Source organism: Solibacillus merdavium (genome assembly GCF_014836935.1).
Lineage (GTDB): Bacteria > Bacillota > Bacilli > Bacillales_A > Planococcaceae > Solibacillus > Solibacillus ferritrahens.
In genome coordinates this window covers 85,503-100,674 of sequence record NZ_JACSPW010000007.1, presented here as the reverse complement: position 1 = coordinate 100,674, position 15,172 = coordinate 85,503, and the positions used below count along the sequence as shown (strand labels likewise).

Sequence of the window (15,172 nt, the reverse complement as noted above, 5' to 3'; positions counted from 1 at the left end):
GTTTTATAAGAGGTTTTAAACTTCCATTTAATTGTAAATCCCAATAAATTACACAAACTTCACACGAGTATATAGTTGCTTACCGATTAGTGCCAAATCTGATGGCTCTATCTCATCAATCACTAGCGTAGACTCATTCAATAGTTGGTAATCTTCTGCATGTCCTGCCCAAAAGCGTATTAAATCGACGTTTTGATCGGGCGTGATATGCTCCTTTATATACTTTTGCAGTGCAGTTATAAATAAATCATTCCATCTTCCTTCAATAGAATAAACAAATGCTTTATTACTATAATCTTCTAAATCGTACGGCGGGTTCATCCATTTAGAAATACGTAACTTCTCAAATGCCTTTTCATCCGGTGTATTTAAAATTTCCACATCATCATCGAATGAATGCCATGGTTGTTCCGGGAACCCTTCGCTTAATGGATACAGCTTTTTCATTTCACGTATGGTTGTTAAGCGAAATCCTGTGAAATCCACCTCGTGTAGTTCCTTATCCGAAACAAACGCCGTATATTGTGTCATCATTTACTTCCTCTCTTATCCAAAAATGCCTCACCGACTGGTATTGTTTCAGTTTCCCATTTTCCATCATCGTTTTCCCAGCCAACCTCTAACATAAATTCTTTAAAAATATCCTGTAATTGCACCTCTGTAAAATCCTTTACATAAAAAACTAAGCGGTCTGAATTACGTTCAAAGCTGCCATTTCTATAAGTGGATGTTCTCCCATCACCATTCATAAATTTGAGTCCGTCCTCATATTTAACTTGTTCCATTAAATTGCCGAAACTATTTTTATACTGAACAGTAAGATTGTCAAATTTTTTGCCATTCCGTACGTGATAATCAAATACAATCGTTGCATAATTTTGTTTTAATTCTTCTTCTGTAAAATTAGTCGTTCGTTCTTTTAACAGCTGGAACTCCTCTTCATTTACATCATGTAATTCAAATAGCAATTCATCGTTCAGCTTCAGCTCTTTTTGAGAGCATCCAACAATGAGCATCACAAACAATAGAGCTAACAATATTTTTTTCATAAGTCACCTCTAACTTTCTATAGTAAGCACCGAGCTCCGCGAATTTTGACCGCACTCGGTACAAGTGCGGTCACTTTATTAGAACTTTTTTTGATTTATTAGAAATTCTGGTACTGATATTTGAACTTTGCACTATGATTTTAGAAGATCGTAAACTCTTTTTAGAAGATTTTAACTAAATATTAGAAAACATTACTTTTATTAGAACATTTTTTATTTTATTAGAAATTCGAGCGAACATATTAGAATTTCAATCTTAGACAATCAGAAAGCGGATTAAAAATTCTTTTACTCCTCTATTTCTTCCTATAACGTACCCAAATCATAAGCGGAATAAATAATATTGCCATGTACGCACCGATAAAGCTGAGGAATGCATAGCTTGAGTTGGCCACGATAATGCCTGAAAGTAGGCCACCTGCAGAGCCGGCAAGTGCAACTGAAACATCTACTGAGCCTTGGATTTTCGCACGGTTTTGAATCGTTGTAGCGTCAATAATCATAGCTGTTCCACTAATGAGTCCGAAGTTCCAGCCAAGACCAAGTAAAATGAGTGCAAGAGCTACCGACCACATCCTATCCCCTGGCGAATATGCTGCTATAAAGCCGGCAAATGACAGTGTGACACCTGAGGCAACAACCATCCATGACCGACCCACTTTATCGACCAAAATCCCCGTTACAAGGGACGGTAAATACATTGCGGCCACATGCATACTAATCACGAGTCCGATAAGTGACAGTCCACTTCCTGCATGCTCCATATGAATCGGTGTCATCGTCATAATAGCAACCATCACAACATGCGACATCACAAGGACAATCGCACCGACTCCAACGCCTAAACGATCGACTGTCGATTGCTGATTTATCCCACCAGTAGAAACTTGTTCTTCGTTTTGTTTTTCTGCAATAGCAACTGCCACAAGTAAAGGGTCCGGCTTTAATAAGAAGAAAAACGTAAAGCCCGCCAGTAAATATGCCAAAGCAGCGAGTAAAAATGGGCCAGTCAAAGTCGGTAAACCAATTGCTTCAGCAAGATGACCAGTTGGTGTGACTAAATTTGGACCTGCAACAGCTCCGATTGTCGTTGCGACCATTGCCATACTAATAGCTGTTGCACGCTGTTTTGGCTTAGCCAAGTCGGTTCCTGCATAGCGCGCCTGTAAGTTAGTCGAAGTACCTGCTCCATAAATGAACAGTGCTAAAAACAATAGGGCGATATTTTCCATCGCCGTTGCAGCTATAACTCCCACCGCACCGACTCCCCCTGTAATGAAGCCGAATGACAGGCCATATCTTCGTCCAAAGCGCTGGGAAAAACGGCCAACTAAAAATGCGGATAATGCAGAGCCAAGTGTGAATAAAGCAGTCGGCAAACCTGTAAAGCTCTCGGAACCAAGCATTTGCCGAGCGATTAACGCCCCGACCGTAATTCCGGCGGCCAGTCCTGCCCCGCCAAACGTTTGTGATAAAATAACGACCCATAACGTTCTTTTATAAAGCTTTTGTTGCTCTTCCTCTGAATGAACATAACGCTCTATCGAGGGATTTACAGTTTTTTTCATAGACTATTCCTATTCTTTCAGTTTTCTATACTTATAAGAGAATTGTAAGAGGAAACATAAATGATTTCCAGTAAAAGAAAAATGTCTTACTCGACTCTTACCTTTTGAATATATTTTGCACAGAGCTAGATTAGCGTCATAACTCCTCAGATTTAAAATATACAAATTACCCAAAATAAGGGTTATTTTTTCTTGGAAGTGGGTAAAGTCCCCATGATATCTCGGTACAATATGATGTAAAAAAATATATTAGGAGTTTTTTGCAGTTATTGTGCATGATTAAGGCAGAGACGAATAGAAATAAAATATCGTGATTCTGCAATACTTAACTATTATTAGGGGGTTTAGTATGATTCGACTAATTAAAAAGACTAGCAGCGACACATTTTATTGGCAAGTATGGAAAGAGGAAAAACAGCTACATATACTATCCGGCAAATTAGGGGTTCAAGGCAGCAAGGAACTTATGACGCCAGGATTTTTTGAAAGCTCTAATGGTTTAATGAAAAAATTAGCAAAAGAACAAGTTAATCAAGGGTATGAATATGTTGAGGAAGATTCTTTAACTAAAATAGCTATTCAATACCGTTATAACGATGAGTCACAATTTGAAGCGGCAGAGGAAAAAACTTTAATGGTGGAAGATTTACTGGACGAAGTTTTACACTCCACTGGAAATGGGCAGCTCTATGGCTCAGAGGTCGGTGATGGTGCCGGGACAACATTTGTTCTTGCTGTAAATTTACAAATTGCAATGGATACTATTGTGAAGGAATTAACTAAACACAATGTAATGGACGGAGCTGAAATCGCCTATCAAAATGGTGAAGGGACGTATGTTGGTCTTTATCCAGAAGGTATACAGTTTGAACTTGTCTGAGTTTAACTAGGCAAATGTAGAGGGGCACTCATACTTCAATATGAGTGCCCCGTTGCCTTTATTTCGCTTCCTGAATGGCTTCGATCAAGGTTGTAAATAGCTTTGCATCATCCGCATCTTCATCTGTTACTTCATTTAAAATTTCAGAATCATCGGCATCAATAACAAAAAGGCTTATGCCATCTTTTAAAAATTCGTCTGCTTCTACTTCACCTTCGTAATACTTGTACGTAGCGATGACTATATTCGAACCCTCTTCTTCATCAAAAAAGAAATAGAGCTTTTCCGTGTTGCCATATACTTCTTCTAAAACTGATTCCAGTTTCGCAGTACCATTACTCCACTTCACTTCATTATTTACGGTCGCAGCGATTAGCGACTCCAATAGTTCATCTACTGTATTTGTCATTTAAAAATAACCCTCCAAATCCGCTATATTCGCGGTTAGTATGTCTACTGTAACATATTTCATTTAGAAAAGATTATTTATACCATTGTCATAAGCATGCCACCTATAATTCCCGTTACGACAACGGCGAAGGGTGATAACTTCCAAAATACAAGCATGCTAAATAATATAGCAGCAAAAGCAAAGTCCAATGGGGTAAAAATAGAGCTCGTCCATATAGGTGTATAAAAGGCAGATATTAAAATACCTACAACTGCTGCATTCACGCCCATAAGTGCCCCTTTCACTTTTGAATTGCGGCGTAGACGATCCCAAAAAGGCAATGTCCCAAATACTAATAAAAAAGCTGGTAAAAATATTGCTACAGTTGCTAGTAAGCCACCTATCCAGCCATTCATCACGGCACCTATGTATGCTGCAAATGTAAATAATGGGCCCGGTACAGCCTGTGTAGCCCCATATCCTGCCAAAAATTCTTCTTCACTCAACCAGGCAGTCGGTACAAATTCCTTTTCAAGTAACGGTAAAACGACATGCCCGCCACCAAACACGAGTGCACCCGAGCGATAAAAGCTGTCAAATAGAGCTATCCATTGAATGGAAGTCAGTTCCCGTAAAATGGGCAACAGAAAAAGTAAGCCAAAAAATAACACTAGACAACCTATTGCAAAGCGCCGGCTGAGTGGAAAAGATGACATTGCTTCCACATCGGTATTCTCTTTTTTATATAGTAGAAACCCAATGAACGCACCTAAAAGTATTACTCCTACTTGAGAATAGGCGGTTTGCCATATTAATGTTACTATTACAGCAAAGAGGGCAATAGTTTTTCTTTGTCTATCCGGTGTTAAATTTTGTGCCATTCCTAATATTGCGTGCGCTACCACTGCGACTGCCACGATTTTCAATCCATGAATCCAACCTGCCTGACTCACATCCAAACCTTGAACGACTAATGCAAATATAATAAGTGCAATTACAGATGGCATTGTAAAACCTAAAAATGATACAATGCCTCCTACTGCTCCAGCACGTATCACACCAATTCCTATCCCTACCTGACTACTCGCAGGTCCAGGCAAAAACTGGCACAATGCCACTAAGTCAGCATAACTTTTTTCGTCCATCCATTTCCTTCTACGGACATATTCTTCATGAAAATAGCCTAAATGTGCAATCGGTCCTCCAAATGAAGTAAAGCCCAATTTAGTTGATACGAAAAAAATCTCTAATAATGTTTTAAATAACCCGTTTTTATTCTGGTTCAGTGGCTCCATTTTATCTCCTTTCTTTACCCTTTGAATATCATAATCGTAGCAAACATCCCACTATTCAAGTAATAAATTTACGAAACTTTACAAAACTTAAATAAAGAGAAAAACCCACTATTCTCTCTACAGAAAAATAGTGGGTATTCCATGCTAGCTCAATATTTATAGGTTGGTAGCCAAATATTAAGAGTTGCATTGCTTATATTCGTTTGTAAGTTATTCCGTTTGTTCCAAGAATCGATTAGCCCATATAAAATATTTTTGCTTGGCATCTTTCTTTGAAAGAATACCTTCATATAAAATAGTACCCTTTTCAATATCGAATATTTGGAGAACGAAATCTTTTTCCATTTCGTTTAATACGTAGAATTTACCGTTGTAGCCATACGTATTATTCAGTTCCTTATTCACGAATTTTTCAGGGTGTGGAACTGTTATCGGTTCAAGCCATCTTTGTTGCCCGATATTATACCTGTAAATCCATGTGTCGGTATCCGTCATACGGGCAGCAACGAAATAGTTATTATCTACCGTACCACTTTGCATATCGATTTCTAAGCCGTCCGGAAGTTCGAGTGGCGTCACTTCATTTGTTTCCATATTTACTACTTTAAACTGACGTGAAATGATATTACGTACTTCTTCCTCAGCATTATACAATGTCGTTGAATAGATAAGATATTTTTCATAACCTAGATTATGATACTGATTATAAATTTCAAGATTAGTATACAACGGTTCATCATTTGTAACAGTCTCAATGGACCTCTCGCTTACTATCTGTTGTTTATTTAAATCAATGATAACAATGTAAAATTCTTCATCACCATTGTCAAGGTAATGTCTGACTAACAACTTCACCTCATTATTTACAACAGTTATATTATGAACCGTAAGCCAGTTAACTTTCTTATTTAATTTGGATTGTATGTCAAATGTAATCCGATCGTTTTTTACTTTATCCAATAAATCGAATCGGTAGCTGTATGAGTCACCTTTATTTAATTTCCAAGTTTCATTCGGTTCTTCTACATAAACAAGCTTCGTGTTGTCCTCAAAATAATTACTAGCTGAGAATGACTTTCCACGCATAAAGTTTTTATTTTGATCGATTAAATCGCGGAATAAAAGTGGTACATCTTGATATTTAAAATTGTCTACTAATGTTGTTTTATCTTTTCCAATAATAACCGAGCTATATTCCATTCCCTCTTCTAGATTTCCTTCTATTAATAATGAATCCACATATTTGTCGTCCCCGGAAATTTTATCAAATGTAAAATGATAACTTTTCGCATTAGCGACTTGGATATAATGGATACTTACCATGACTATAATAACTCCGACTATTAAAAGAAGCTGCCAGTATTTTTTCATCTGCTTCCCCTCCTCTACACATTAATCTTTCGTTTTAATAAATAGTCTGCTAAATAAAGAGCTACCCCAAGTGTTAAAATACTTGTAACAGCAGTTAGCCCAATAATCTCGTTCAAGTATAGATAACCTGTTATATCCTGAATAATCACCGGTATTGCTATAACAAGGATTGAGATGATTATATATATTGCTCCCAAAAGAATACCTTTTAAATGATAGCTTCGTTCGAATAAAATCGCAGTAAATACGACCGCTACTACTGTTGCTCCAAGTCCATAAAGAAGGATAAAAAGTAAAGGAGTTTTCGGGTATAAAAACGACAATACATCGAATGAATAAATATAAGCTTTACTTTGATCAACACGCAGCTGATCCGGTATAATGCCATGAATAATCTGTTGCACCACTTCTATTAAAGCGATTTGTACTCCTACTAAACAAAGCACGAACAGCAAAATCGCAGTCAGCTTGGCAAAATAAATATTTCTTCTTGCAGTAGGCAGCATTAATAACCGGTAAATAAATGACGACTTTCCAAGCCAATCACGATACCAAATGAAAAATACGTAAATAACTAATATTGTTGCTGCGAAAACAATGGAAAGTATAAAATACTCAGAAAATATGAAATTTTGAAAGTTATAAGCACCGTACTCAAGAACGTATTCACTTTCTCCTAGTTGCTTCTGCGCCATCGTTGTTTCTACTCGTTCCATAAAATTGAATGATGTCATAAATGCACCTATGATTTGTACAACAGTTACCGCTACTATGAGTGTTAAAAAGAGTTTACTAAATCGTCTTACTTCAAAATTGACGAGTTTAAAATATTCGTTCATCCTACATACACCTCCCGCATTACATCTACTACGGATTTACCTTCCATTTCACGAATCTCTTCTACATTCATTTCTCTTAGTACTTTACCATCGCCGATAAGCACAGCTTTATCTATTAAGTGCTCAATATCATTGATTTCATGTGTCGTAATGATAACACCGCGATTTTCAATTAAGTGACTAGTAAACACATTGGCGATTTGCTCACGCGAGAATATATCAATACCAGAAAAGGGTTCATCCATTAATATGTAGTCTACATCCAATGCTAAACCAAGCAGTAGATTGACCTTTGCCGCATTCCCTTTTGATAAGCTTGAAAGTTTATCTTGCTGGTTCAATTTGAAAAATGAAAGTAGTTCGGTTGCGCGCTGTTCATTCCATGCTTTATAAAAGTCCGCCATAAATTCAAAACTCTCAGCAATCGTATAGTTTGGTAGCATTGTAAGGCGGTCCGGAATGTACGTGATTTTTTCGTAGGCATCTTTATTAATCTTTTTTCCATCGATTAATATTTCACCGCGATCAAATGGTGTAAGCGCCATAATAGACTTCATGATTGTTGTTTTTCCGGCACCATTTATACCGATTAAACACGTAATTTGCCCTTTTTCAGCTGTGAAGCTCATATCTTTTAATACTTGCTTTTTCTTGTATTTTTTATAGACATTTTTTACTTCAATCACGCTGCTCAGCCTCCTCATACTTTTTTTGCACGAGCTCCATAATTTCCGGAAGTGGTGCATTGATTGATTTAATAGAACTTATGAACACCTGCACCGCTTCAGTAATCAGCTCTTCACGAACGCTTTTTAATACTGCTTCATCCTTCGTAATACAACTTGGCATATTTCCCTCTGTATAAATCAATTTTTGCTCCTCCATTTCCTTATAGGCACGTTGCACCGTATTTGGATTAATCTTGAGCTGATTGGCTAGCTCTCGCCGTGATGGAATCACATGTCCAGGCGCAAAGAAACCTTTTGCAATTTGTTCCTTAAAATGGCGAATGACTTGCACATAGACAGGATCACGATTATTAAATTTTACATCCATTGTTGTCAGCTCCCTTCGTGTATTAACGACCTAGTACACCATGTCTAAAAAAATGCGTTTTCATCTGTACTAACCCTTTAATACAGTATGCACAAAAAAATGTATTAAGCACTTCATACACTCCTTAATGTGTATTATGCGGTTAATACATTTCCTTTGTCAACATTATTTTGTTTTTTTTGGAATTAAAGATAATTTTCTACTGCCGTTTTAGGGTAGTCTGCTTCAATCCATTGGTGATCTTTTTTGATTTTTTCATCAGTAATTAAGAAATAGTTATAATGAACTTTATCACCTTGATCAGGCACCGGGTCATTCCATGTAATATCCAAGTGGTACCACTGTCCATCGACTTTTACTAAATTCCAGGCATGAGGACCGCCCGCATCACCGATAACGTACTTCGCTTCAATACCAAGCTCTTCAAACATTAATAATGCTGCTAGTGCGTATCCTTCACATACGCCCTCTCCATTGACTAAAACGGAGTACGGGGTGTGCGCATTGGCTTTACTGTTTAGATTATATTTTGTATGCACGACTAAGTAGTCATTTACAAACTTCACTTTTTCCGCTTCTGATGCATCCTCAGGAATAGTTTGAACAATTTGCTCGATCATACCTAATACAATCGCATTTTCTTCAGCGGTTAAATCATAATTTATAGTAGCCTGCCATTCAATTTGATTGCCAAAGGACCTGGCACGTGTTGAGAAATCTCCCATGACTGCCCATAAATAAGGCTCGTTTACTTGTAGCCACTTATACACTTCATCAACAGTGTTTTCAAAATCCGATGCATCCCCCTCATAATGTAGAGTAAACTGATTTTCAAATTTGGACATATGATGTGCAATCGCTTGTCCTAACTCCTCCACATTCGTGATGGCCTGCGGATAATCCTTTACATCATATACAGGAATGACCTCATCATTTGCCAATTGCTGAAAGTTGAAGCTCTGCAGTTTATTTTCAGCATTAAATAAACTAGAAACGATTGAATCAATTTTGTCTTCCAAATCGACATTCAATTTTAATTGAACGTCTTTATTAATAGTCGGCAATGTTAACGAAGATGCTTTTACCTCATCTACTACCATTACGCCAAAAAAAGTTGTTGCTATCAGGAAAATAAATGTGAGCATACCTTTAGAAAACGTCAATATACTCGCGAATAGCTTTGTGAGAGGATTTTTTACCATTCGATTCAGTTCACTCGTTGCCCTTTGCTCGAACTTCCTTCTATTTTTTGGAGTAAACAAACGACTCGGCCTATGGGTAACAATGTTATAAACGCGTTTATAAACTTCGGACAACTGCTGCTTATCACCTTTTGCCAGTCTGATTTCCATCTTATTTTGAAGGAGTCCTTTTTTTATTTTTCTACGTAAGTACAGCTGTGATGTAAATGAACGAAACGTCTTTATAAAAATTGTTAAGAGAACAAGAAATATACATGAAAAAATAATTAAATTACTCATAAAACCCCCTATGAAATCTATACTCATTTTAATACTACCAAATAACTTTTTTGATTAATAATTATATGTTCTATATTGTTTTGAACAGTACACTAACTAATATTTCCTTTTTACAGCCCCTAATATACAGTTCGCTACTAATATATATTTTTTTGTCACTAGGTGTTCCATTGGCATTGACAGTTGCAACCCATTTTCTTTCAAAAATCGATAATATGTGCGTAATCCCTTTGCATAGTATATACAATTAGCATCAATTTCCTGAATTTTTGTTAATGGCTAGTGAATGGTGTCGAAAGATTGGATTGGGCTGTAGTCTTGGTTTTAAGGACTGGTGAGTATTGGATAATACCGACAATTGGATCTGCATCGCTTTTTTAAATAAGAAACTATCATACATACATAAATTTTCATTCACCATTCCGACAGTATGTAGTGCAAACTATTTTAGAAAGGACTGGAAAATTGAACGATTTTTTAAATTTCAACCGTATGATTGCAGGAGATATTATTAAGTATGTTTTTTGGGCTTTGGCCGGATTAACAATTATCGGCGGTTTACTATCTGCGTTATTTGCTCTTTTCAGTGGAGATATTATTACGTTTTTAATGTGCCTTGTATTTACTGTGTTGGGGCCAGTTATCATTCGAATTTACTGTGAGTTAATGATTGTATTATTTAAGATTCACGAAAACATAGTGGAGATTAAAAATAAGTAACCTTATCTTAAAAAATGGGGTTGGACAGAAGTAGAAATTTTATAAAACGAATAATATAAAAATTGATTGGAATGGAGGGCGAGTGTAGCTGACGGCTAACGCCTTTCGCTACAAGCAAAGCTTCCAGCGGGAACAGCACGATGCCTGAGACTACAGGCTCAGGCCGTGCCCGCGGAAAGCGTCCCGTAATGGAAATCAATTTTTTGGTTTGTCCTAGTCCCTAATATCAATTCGATTTCTGCTGAAAGCAGTCTTCACACATGAAACTTCCTTCGTTGTTTAAATAAGCTTTTATTTCTGTCATCCCTTTTCGCTTTGGATAGCGCATTTTAATATAAACAACCTCATCACCTTTAATTTCTTTACCGCATATAGTACATTTAGGCTTTTCTCCAAACACCGTATATTCCTCCAATCAATTTGTTCATATACTTTACTACGAATTAGCATCATGAAAGTTTCTATAGAAAATGGACTACACTTCTAAATCACCCAAAAGGTTGATTCTTCCAAAAATAGATTTACATACGTCCAAATGAAGTGTAATATTACACTAATTGAGCATTTATTATTTATTAAGAGAGGTGAGATGTTTGGAAAAAGATTCGGAAATGTTAGAACGAATTGACGTACTTGAACAGGAATTACGTACATTAAGAGCAGAGGTGCAACATTTAAAAGAGCATACGAAGTTTGAGAAAGTCGTACCTGCACAAAATAAGGTGACTTCGACTTCAACATCCGTTCCTGCTGTAAAAACTCAACCAAAAGAACAACTTGTCATTAAGCAGCCTATACCACAGGAAACAACGCCTAAGAAGGAACAACGCTCTCTCGAAGAAACATTTACCCGTGCATTACCTAGAATTTTCATGGTTATTTTAGTGCTCGGGGTGCTTTGGGGCTTAAAGCTTGTTAGTGATTATGGTTTTTTATCAGACAGTGTAAAAATAATTGCTGGCTTTATGCTATCTGTCGGTCTTGCTGTATGCGCATATTGGATGGAGAAAAAGCAAAAAGGATCACGGGTTGTAGCCTTATCTCTTTACGGTGGTGCATTCATCGTCGGGATTTTAGTTACGGCTGCAGGAGCAATCATATATGATGTACTGAGTCTTTACGTTGCACTCGTCCTTGCACTTATTTACATTATTTACGGCGTATTCATTAGCTATTTAAAAGGCAATGAAGCATTAACAGCGCTCGTTGTATTTACATCGCTGCTGCTTCCTTATTTACTTGAATATATGGAATTCAATCCGATGATCATTGGTATTTTCATAGTATTGCTGTTTGCTACTGTACAGATTGTTATTTGGAAACATAAACAGCGTAAAGCCCTTTACATTGGTATGGCTTTTTCAATCTTGGCATTGGCCATTGTATCGACGTTTCATAATGAGCAGATTTTGTTCTTTGCACTTGCGATCCTCACGTTATACTGTGTCTTTTTAGTAAGCTATTTACGTTTGTATACGAGCAAAAGCAAACGCAATGCAAGTATGCTCTTTACCTTTACCATTATTGTCCTATCACTGATTAATGGATTGCTGATTAATAAAGATATGGAGCTTTTAATTGTACTAGGTTTGATGCTGGGAGCTTTAGCCGGTGCATTATACATTGCGTTTAAACGTGCGGATAAATTGCTAATTGATATGTTCGCTACACTATCTGTCCTCACGCTGTTAAACATTATTGCCCAACTGAATATTTCTCAGGAAGTTATGTTCCTTTTACTCGTAGTTGTTTCATTTGCAGGGTTAATACTCGCTGTGAAGCATGACATCATCTTTATGAAATGGGTAAAGGGTATTACGTTTTCTATACTCGCTATTTATGTTTTTACTTTTTATTCTGTTCAACCGTTTTTCTCGATGGAGCATGTAACAATGGTACTCGTCATCGCTATGCTAGCAGGTTTATATGCAATGCTGCTTCAATCTAACCGTGAACCAGTAGAAAATAAAGAATGGATTATAGGGTTGCGAGATCTATTCCCACCCCTACTCTATGCTGCTGGGCTACTATACATTTGGAAATTAGACTGGGCGTATATGCCGATGCACTTGACTAATTTTTTATTGTTTAGCGTAATTGCGATTAGCTTTGCAGGAATTGTTATATTGAAGCAATCACTTATCGGCCGGTTACTTCCATTCCTTGCAGGCGGAATTTACGGATTTGTGTGGCTCATATTACTAGTGAATACATGGGTTGATGAACGGGCGATTGTAGTCGCGATACTTGTCCGTATTTTGTATATTGCTGTTTTATGGGCAATCGTAGCAGATTTATGGAAGCAAGGTATCATTTATAAAAACTATGAAGCTTTTATAGCCCGCTATACAGAACAATTGACGATTGCCGGTATGATCATTTCAATTATATGGCTGTTTAACATGACGCATTTCATGAACTATCATGATCTCATCAATTGGAGCACAGCTGTTATTTTAAATACGGTCTCAATTTTCGTTATCGCTAGTTTGTCGCTCTTTTTAGCAGCAAAACGAAGCTACCGAAACTTAAAGCTTGTTGGGATCGGCTTGCTGTTTTTCGGGATTATTAAAATGATTTTCTTTGATTTATCCGAACTCGATATCTTGATCCGCTCCATTTCATTCATTGCAATCGGAGCAATTGGGCTCTTTATTTCAAATAAACTGTTAGGGAAAGATAAAGAAGGATAAAATTAATTGAGGTAGCCTTAACATTTGTTAAGGCTGCTTTTCTTACATGAGGTGATAAAATGGACAGACAATTTATTATGCAAATTACTTCGGAAAGTTTGAAGCTTATCCGAACAGAAAATAATTTTACACAAGATAAGATGGCGGAAATTTTAGGAATTTCCAAGAAAACGCTCGTACAAATTGAAAAAGATCGTACACTAGCAAATTGGACAACTACGATTGCCATTTGTGCCCTGTTTCGCCACAGCCCTACACTACAAAATAAAATCGGCGGCGACCCGATGGAGGTAATCGAGCTTACGGCACATGATGTCATTATTACTCCGAAAGAAAAAACGATGGGTGGCTACATTTGGTGGAAAAATATTGAAGAATATAAAAACCACCGTCTACAGCAAAATTATTTAAGCTCTCATTATCGAATTTTGGATGACGAAAACTATCGTGTATTAAGTACGTTTGATGAGAACGCTGCAATGGAAAAATGGAATGAAATGAAAAAAATCCTTTAAAGTACTTTTCCCGAAATCAAAGCCGACTATTTTTTCCTTCCCTACTATAAATCTTCCCAATACGGGTATTCTTTAACTAAACACGAACAAAGGGAGTGGACAAGATGTGGAAAGAAATTTATGCGGATTTGCATATACATATTGGACGGACACAAAACGGACGTGCCGTAAAAATAACGGGAAGCAATAATTTAACTCTTACCAATATATTAGAAACCGCTACATCAAGAAAGGGTTTGGATTTAATTGGTATTATTGATTGCCATTCACCTGAAGTTCTTGACGAAATCGGACAGCTCGTTCATGAGCAAAAGGCTATTGAGCTACCAGAAGGCGGTGTACGCTTTAAAAAGACGACACTCATTCTAGGGTCAGAAATCGAAATTTATGATGCAAATTGTCATGGACCAATCCATGTGCTTTGCTATATGCCTTCTATTAAAAAGATGAAACAGTTTTCAGACTGGATGCACCCTCTTCAAAAGAATATTCATTTAAGCTCTCAGCGGATGTATTGCGACGGGCGTATACTACAGCAAAAAGTACATGAACTTGGCGGTTTATTTATCCCTGCCCACGTCTTTACTCCATTTAAAAGTCTATTTGGTAAAGGTGTGAAGAAAAGCTTGGCTGAAGTGTTCGATCCTGACTTAATAGATGCGATTGAATTAGGATTAAGCTCGGATACGACAATGGTAAGGGGAATTAATGAATTAGCGCGCTATAGCTTTGTGACAAATTCAGATGCGCATTCTCTCGGGAAACTAGCACGTGAATATCAGAAAATGAAAGTCATTGATGCTAACTTTGAAGAACTAAAAAAGGTGCTCCACCAACAAGATGACCGTATGATTCTGGCAAATTACGGTTTAAACCCTCTCCTTGGTAAATATTACGAAACCGTCTGCGTCAATTGTGGGGAACAAATTTTCAATGACGACTTTTTGCGCTGTCCTCAATGCGGTAAGGACCAGCTTATTAAAGGCGTCGCAAAAAGAATCCGGGAATTATCTGATGCTGAGTATGAAGAAATACAGCGACCGCCTTACATTCACCAAATTCCACTCGACTTCATTCCAGGCATTGGTCCTAAAACGATCGAAAAGCTTTTAAATGCATTCGGAACAGAGATGAATATACTGCATAACACGACATTTGAAGAAATAAAAAAAATAATTCCAGAAAATCTCGCAAAAAGGTTTATGATTGCGAAAAGTGGGGAAATGAAGATAGTTGGGGGTGGCGGAGGCCAATATGGGAAACTGGACTCAAACTAAATAGGTAAATAGTATATAAAAAACAAAATATTGCTAT

16 protein-coding genes are annotated in these 15,172 nt (G+C 37.1%); 5 read left to right on the top strand and 11 right to left on the bottom strand.

What is annotated here, in order from left to right; all coding sequences use genetic code 11:
- Positions 1-48 precede the first annotated feature (48 nt).
- From H9632_RS09010 to H9632_RS09000, 3 genes are all read right to left on the bottom strand, one after another.
- The gene (locus H9632_RS09010; RefSeq protein ID WP_191703782.1) at positions 49-534 is read right to left on the bottom strand and encodes a hypothetical protein; all 486 of its coding nucleotides are present in this window, start codon (positions 532-534) and stop codon (positions 49-51) included.
- Positions 531-1,049 carry a hypothetical protein gene (locus H9632_RS09005; RefSeq protein ID WP_191703781.1) on the bottom strand — a complete coding sequence of 173 codons (519 nt, stop codon included), beginning with the start codon at positions 1,047-1,049 and terminating at the stop codon, positions 531-533. The genes H9632_RS09010 and H9632_RS09005 overlap by 4 nt, the downstream gene beginning before the upstream one ends.
- 296 nt (positions 1,050-1,345) lie before the next feature.
- On the bottom strand, positions 1,346-2,617 hold the full coding sequence (locus H9632_RS09000; protein ID WP_191703780.1) for an MFS transporter: 1,272 nt from the start codon (positions 2,615-2,617) through the stop codon (positions 1,346-1,348).
- A 349-nt stretch (positions 2,618-2,966) separates the two neighbouring features.
- Between H9632_RS09000 and H9632_RS08995 the strand changes: the two genes are divergently transcribed.
- On the top strand, positions 2,967-3,497 hold the full coding sequence (locus H9632_RS08995) for a hypothetical protein (RefSeq protein WP_191703779.1): 531 nt from the start codon (positions 2,967-2,969) through the stop codon (positions 3,495-3,497).
- Positions 3,498-3,555: 58 nt separating this feature from the next.
- On the opposite strand, the gene H9632_RS08990 is transcribed toward H9632_RS08995, so the two are convergent.
- The 7 genes from H9632_RS08990 to H9632_RS08960 form a co-directional block, all read right to left on the bottom strand.
- Positions 3,556-3,906: a hypothetical protein gene (locus H9632_RS08990; RefSeq protein WP_191703778.1), complete on the bottom strand. Its 351-nt coding sequence runs from the start codon at positions 3,904-3,906 to the stop codon at positions 3,556-3,558.
- Between the two features lie 77 nt (positions 3,907-3,983).
- Positions 3,984-5,183 (bottom strand): chromate transporter, encoded by a 1,200-nt coding sequence (locus H9632_RS08985; RefSeq protein ID WP_191703777.1) that lies wholly within the window; start codon positions 5,181-5,183, stop codon positions 3,984-3,986.
- Between the two features lie 210 nt (positions 5,184-5,393).
- The gene (locus H9632_RS08980) at positions 5,394-6,554 is read right to left on the bottom strand and encodes a hypothetical protein (protein ID WP_191703776.1); all 1,161 of its coding nucleotides are present in this window, start codon (positions 6,552-6,554) and stop codon (positions 5,394-5,396) included.
- A gap of 14 nt (positions 6,555-6,568) precedes the next feature.
- Positions 6,569-7,393 carry a hypothetical protein gene (locus H9632_RS08975; protein WP_191703775.1) on the bottom strand — a complete coding sequence of 275 codons (825 nt, stop codon included), beginning with the start codon at positions 7,391-7,393 and terminating at the stop codon, positions 6,569-6,571.
- A complete protein-coding gene (locus tag H9632_RS08970; protein ID WP_191703774.1) occupies positions 7,390-8,079 on the bottom strand; it encodes an ATP-binding cassette domain-containing protein in 690 nt (229 codons plus the stop codon). The genes H9632_RS08975 and H9632_RS08970 overlap by 4 nt, the downstream gene beginning before the upstream one ends.
- The gene (locus H9632_RS08965) at positions 8,072-8,449 is read right to left on the bottom strand and encodes a GntR family transcriptional regulator (protein ID WP_191699774.1); all 378 of its coding nucleotides are present in this window, start codon (positions 8,447-8,449) and stop codon (positions 8,072-8,074) included. The genes H9632_RS08970 and H9632_RS08965 overlap by 8 nt, the downstream gene beginning before the upstream one ends.
- Before the next feature lie 185 nt (positions 8,450-8,634).
- Positions 8,635-9,930: a transglutaminase domain-containing protein gene (locus H9632_RS08960; protein ID WP_191703773.1), complete on the bottom strand. Its 1,296-nt coding sequence runs from the start codon at positions 9,928-9,930 to the stop codon at positions 8,635-8,637.
- Positions 9,931-10,395: 465 nt separating this feature from the next.
- On the opposite strand from H9632_RS08960, the gene H9632_RS08955 reads away from it, so the two are divergent.
- The gene (locus H9632_RS08955; RefSeq protein WP_191703772.1) at positions 10,396-10,650 is read left to right on the top strand and encodes a DUF4282 domain-containing protein; all 255 of its coding nucleotides are present in this window, start codon (positions 10,396-10,398) and stop codon (positions 10,648-10,650) included.
- Positions 10,651-10,876: 226 nt separating this feature from the next.
- Here H9632_RS08955 and H9632_RS08950 read toward each other — a convergent pair whose 3' ends face one another.
- Entirely contained in the window at positions 10,877-11,050 is a 174-nt protein-coding gene (locus tag H9632_RS08950) for a Fe3+ hydroxamate ABC transporter substrate-binding protein (protein ID WP_191703771.1), read from the bottom strand.
- A gap of 193 nt (positions 11,051-11,243) precedes the next feature.
- Here H9632_RS08950 and H9632_RS08945 point away from each other — a divergent pair, with 193 nt between their 5' ends.
- The 3 genes from H9632_RS08945 to H9632_RS08935 all read left to right on the top strand — a co-directional run bounded on the left by H9632_RS08945 (position 11,244) and on the right by H9632_RS08935 (position 15,135).
- Positions 11,244-13,343: a DUF2339 domain-containing protein gene (locus H9632_RS08945; protein WP_191703770.1), complete on the top strand. Its 2,100-nt coding sequence runs from the start codon at positions 11,244-11,246 to the stop codon at positions 13,341-13,343.
- A gap of 59 nt (positions 13,344-13,402) precedes the next feature.
- Positions 13,403-13,858, top strand: coding sequence for a helix-turn-helix transcriptional regulator (locus H9632_RS08940; protein ID WP_191703769.1), 456 nt, complete (start codon positions 13,403-13,405; stop codon positions 13,856-13,858).
- Between the two features lie 104 nt (positions 13,859-13,962).
- Positions 13,963-15,135 (top strand): endonuclease Q family protein, encoded by a 1,173-nt coding sequence (locus tag H9632_RS08935; protein WP_191703768.1) that lies wholly within the window; start codon positions 13,963-13,965, stop codon positions 15,133-15,135.
- Positions 15,136-15,172: the final 37 nt, after the last annotated feature.

Coding starts and splice junctions, on each gene's coding strand:
- H9632_RS09010 (WP_191703782.1), bottom strand. CDS start 534: ATGATGACACAATATACGGCGTTTGTTTCGGATAAGGAACTACACGAG.
- H9632_RS09005 (WP_191703781.1), bottom strand. CDS start 1,049: ATGAAAAAAATATTGTTAGCTCTATTGTTTGTGATGCTCATTGTTGGA.
- H9632_RS09000 (WP_191703780.1), bottom strand. CDS start 2,617: ATGAAAAAAACTGTAAATCCCTCGATAGAGCGTTATGTTCATTCAGAG.
- H9632_RS08995 (WP_191703779.1), top strand. CDS start 2,967: ATGATTCGACTAATTAAAAAGACTAGCAGCGACACATTTTATTGGCAA.
- H9632_RS08990 (WP_191703778.1), bottom strand. CDS start 3,906: ATGACAAATACAGTAGATGAACTATTGGAGTCGCTAATCGCTGCGACC.
- H9632_RS08985 (WP_191703777.1), bottom strand. CDS start 5,183: ATGGAGCCACTGAACCAGAATAAAAACGGGTTATTTAAAACATTATTA.
- H9632_RS08980 (WP_191703776.1), bottom strand. CDS start 6,554: ATGAAAAAATACTGGCAGCTTCTTTTAATAGTCGGAGTTATTATAGTC.
- H9632_RS08975 (WP_191703775.1), bottom strand. CDS start 7,393: ATGAACGAATATTTTAAACTCGTCAATTTTGAAGTAAGACGATTTAGT.
- H9632_RS08965 (WP_191699774.1), bottom strand. CDS start 8,449: ATGGATGTAAAATTTAATAATCGTGATCCTGTCTATGTGCAAGTCATT.
- H9632_RS08960 (WP_191703773.1), bottom strand. CDS start 9,930: ATGAGTAATTTAATTATTTTTTCATGTATATTTCTTGTTCTCTTAACA.
- H9632_RS08940 (WP_191703769.1), top strand. CDS start 13,403: ATGGACAGACAATTTATTATGCAAATTACTTCGGAAAGTTTGAAGCTT.
- H9632_RS08935 (WP_191703768.1), top strand. CDS start 13,963: ATGTGGAAAGAAATTTATGCGGATTTGCATATACATATTGGACGGACA.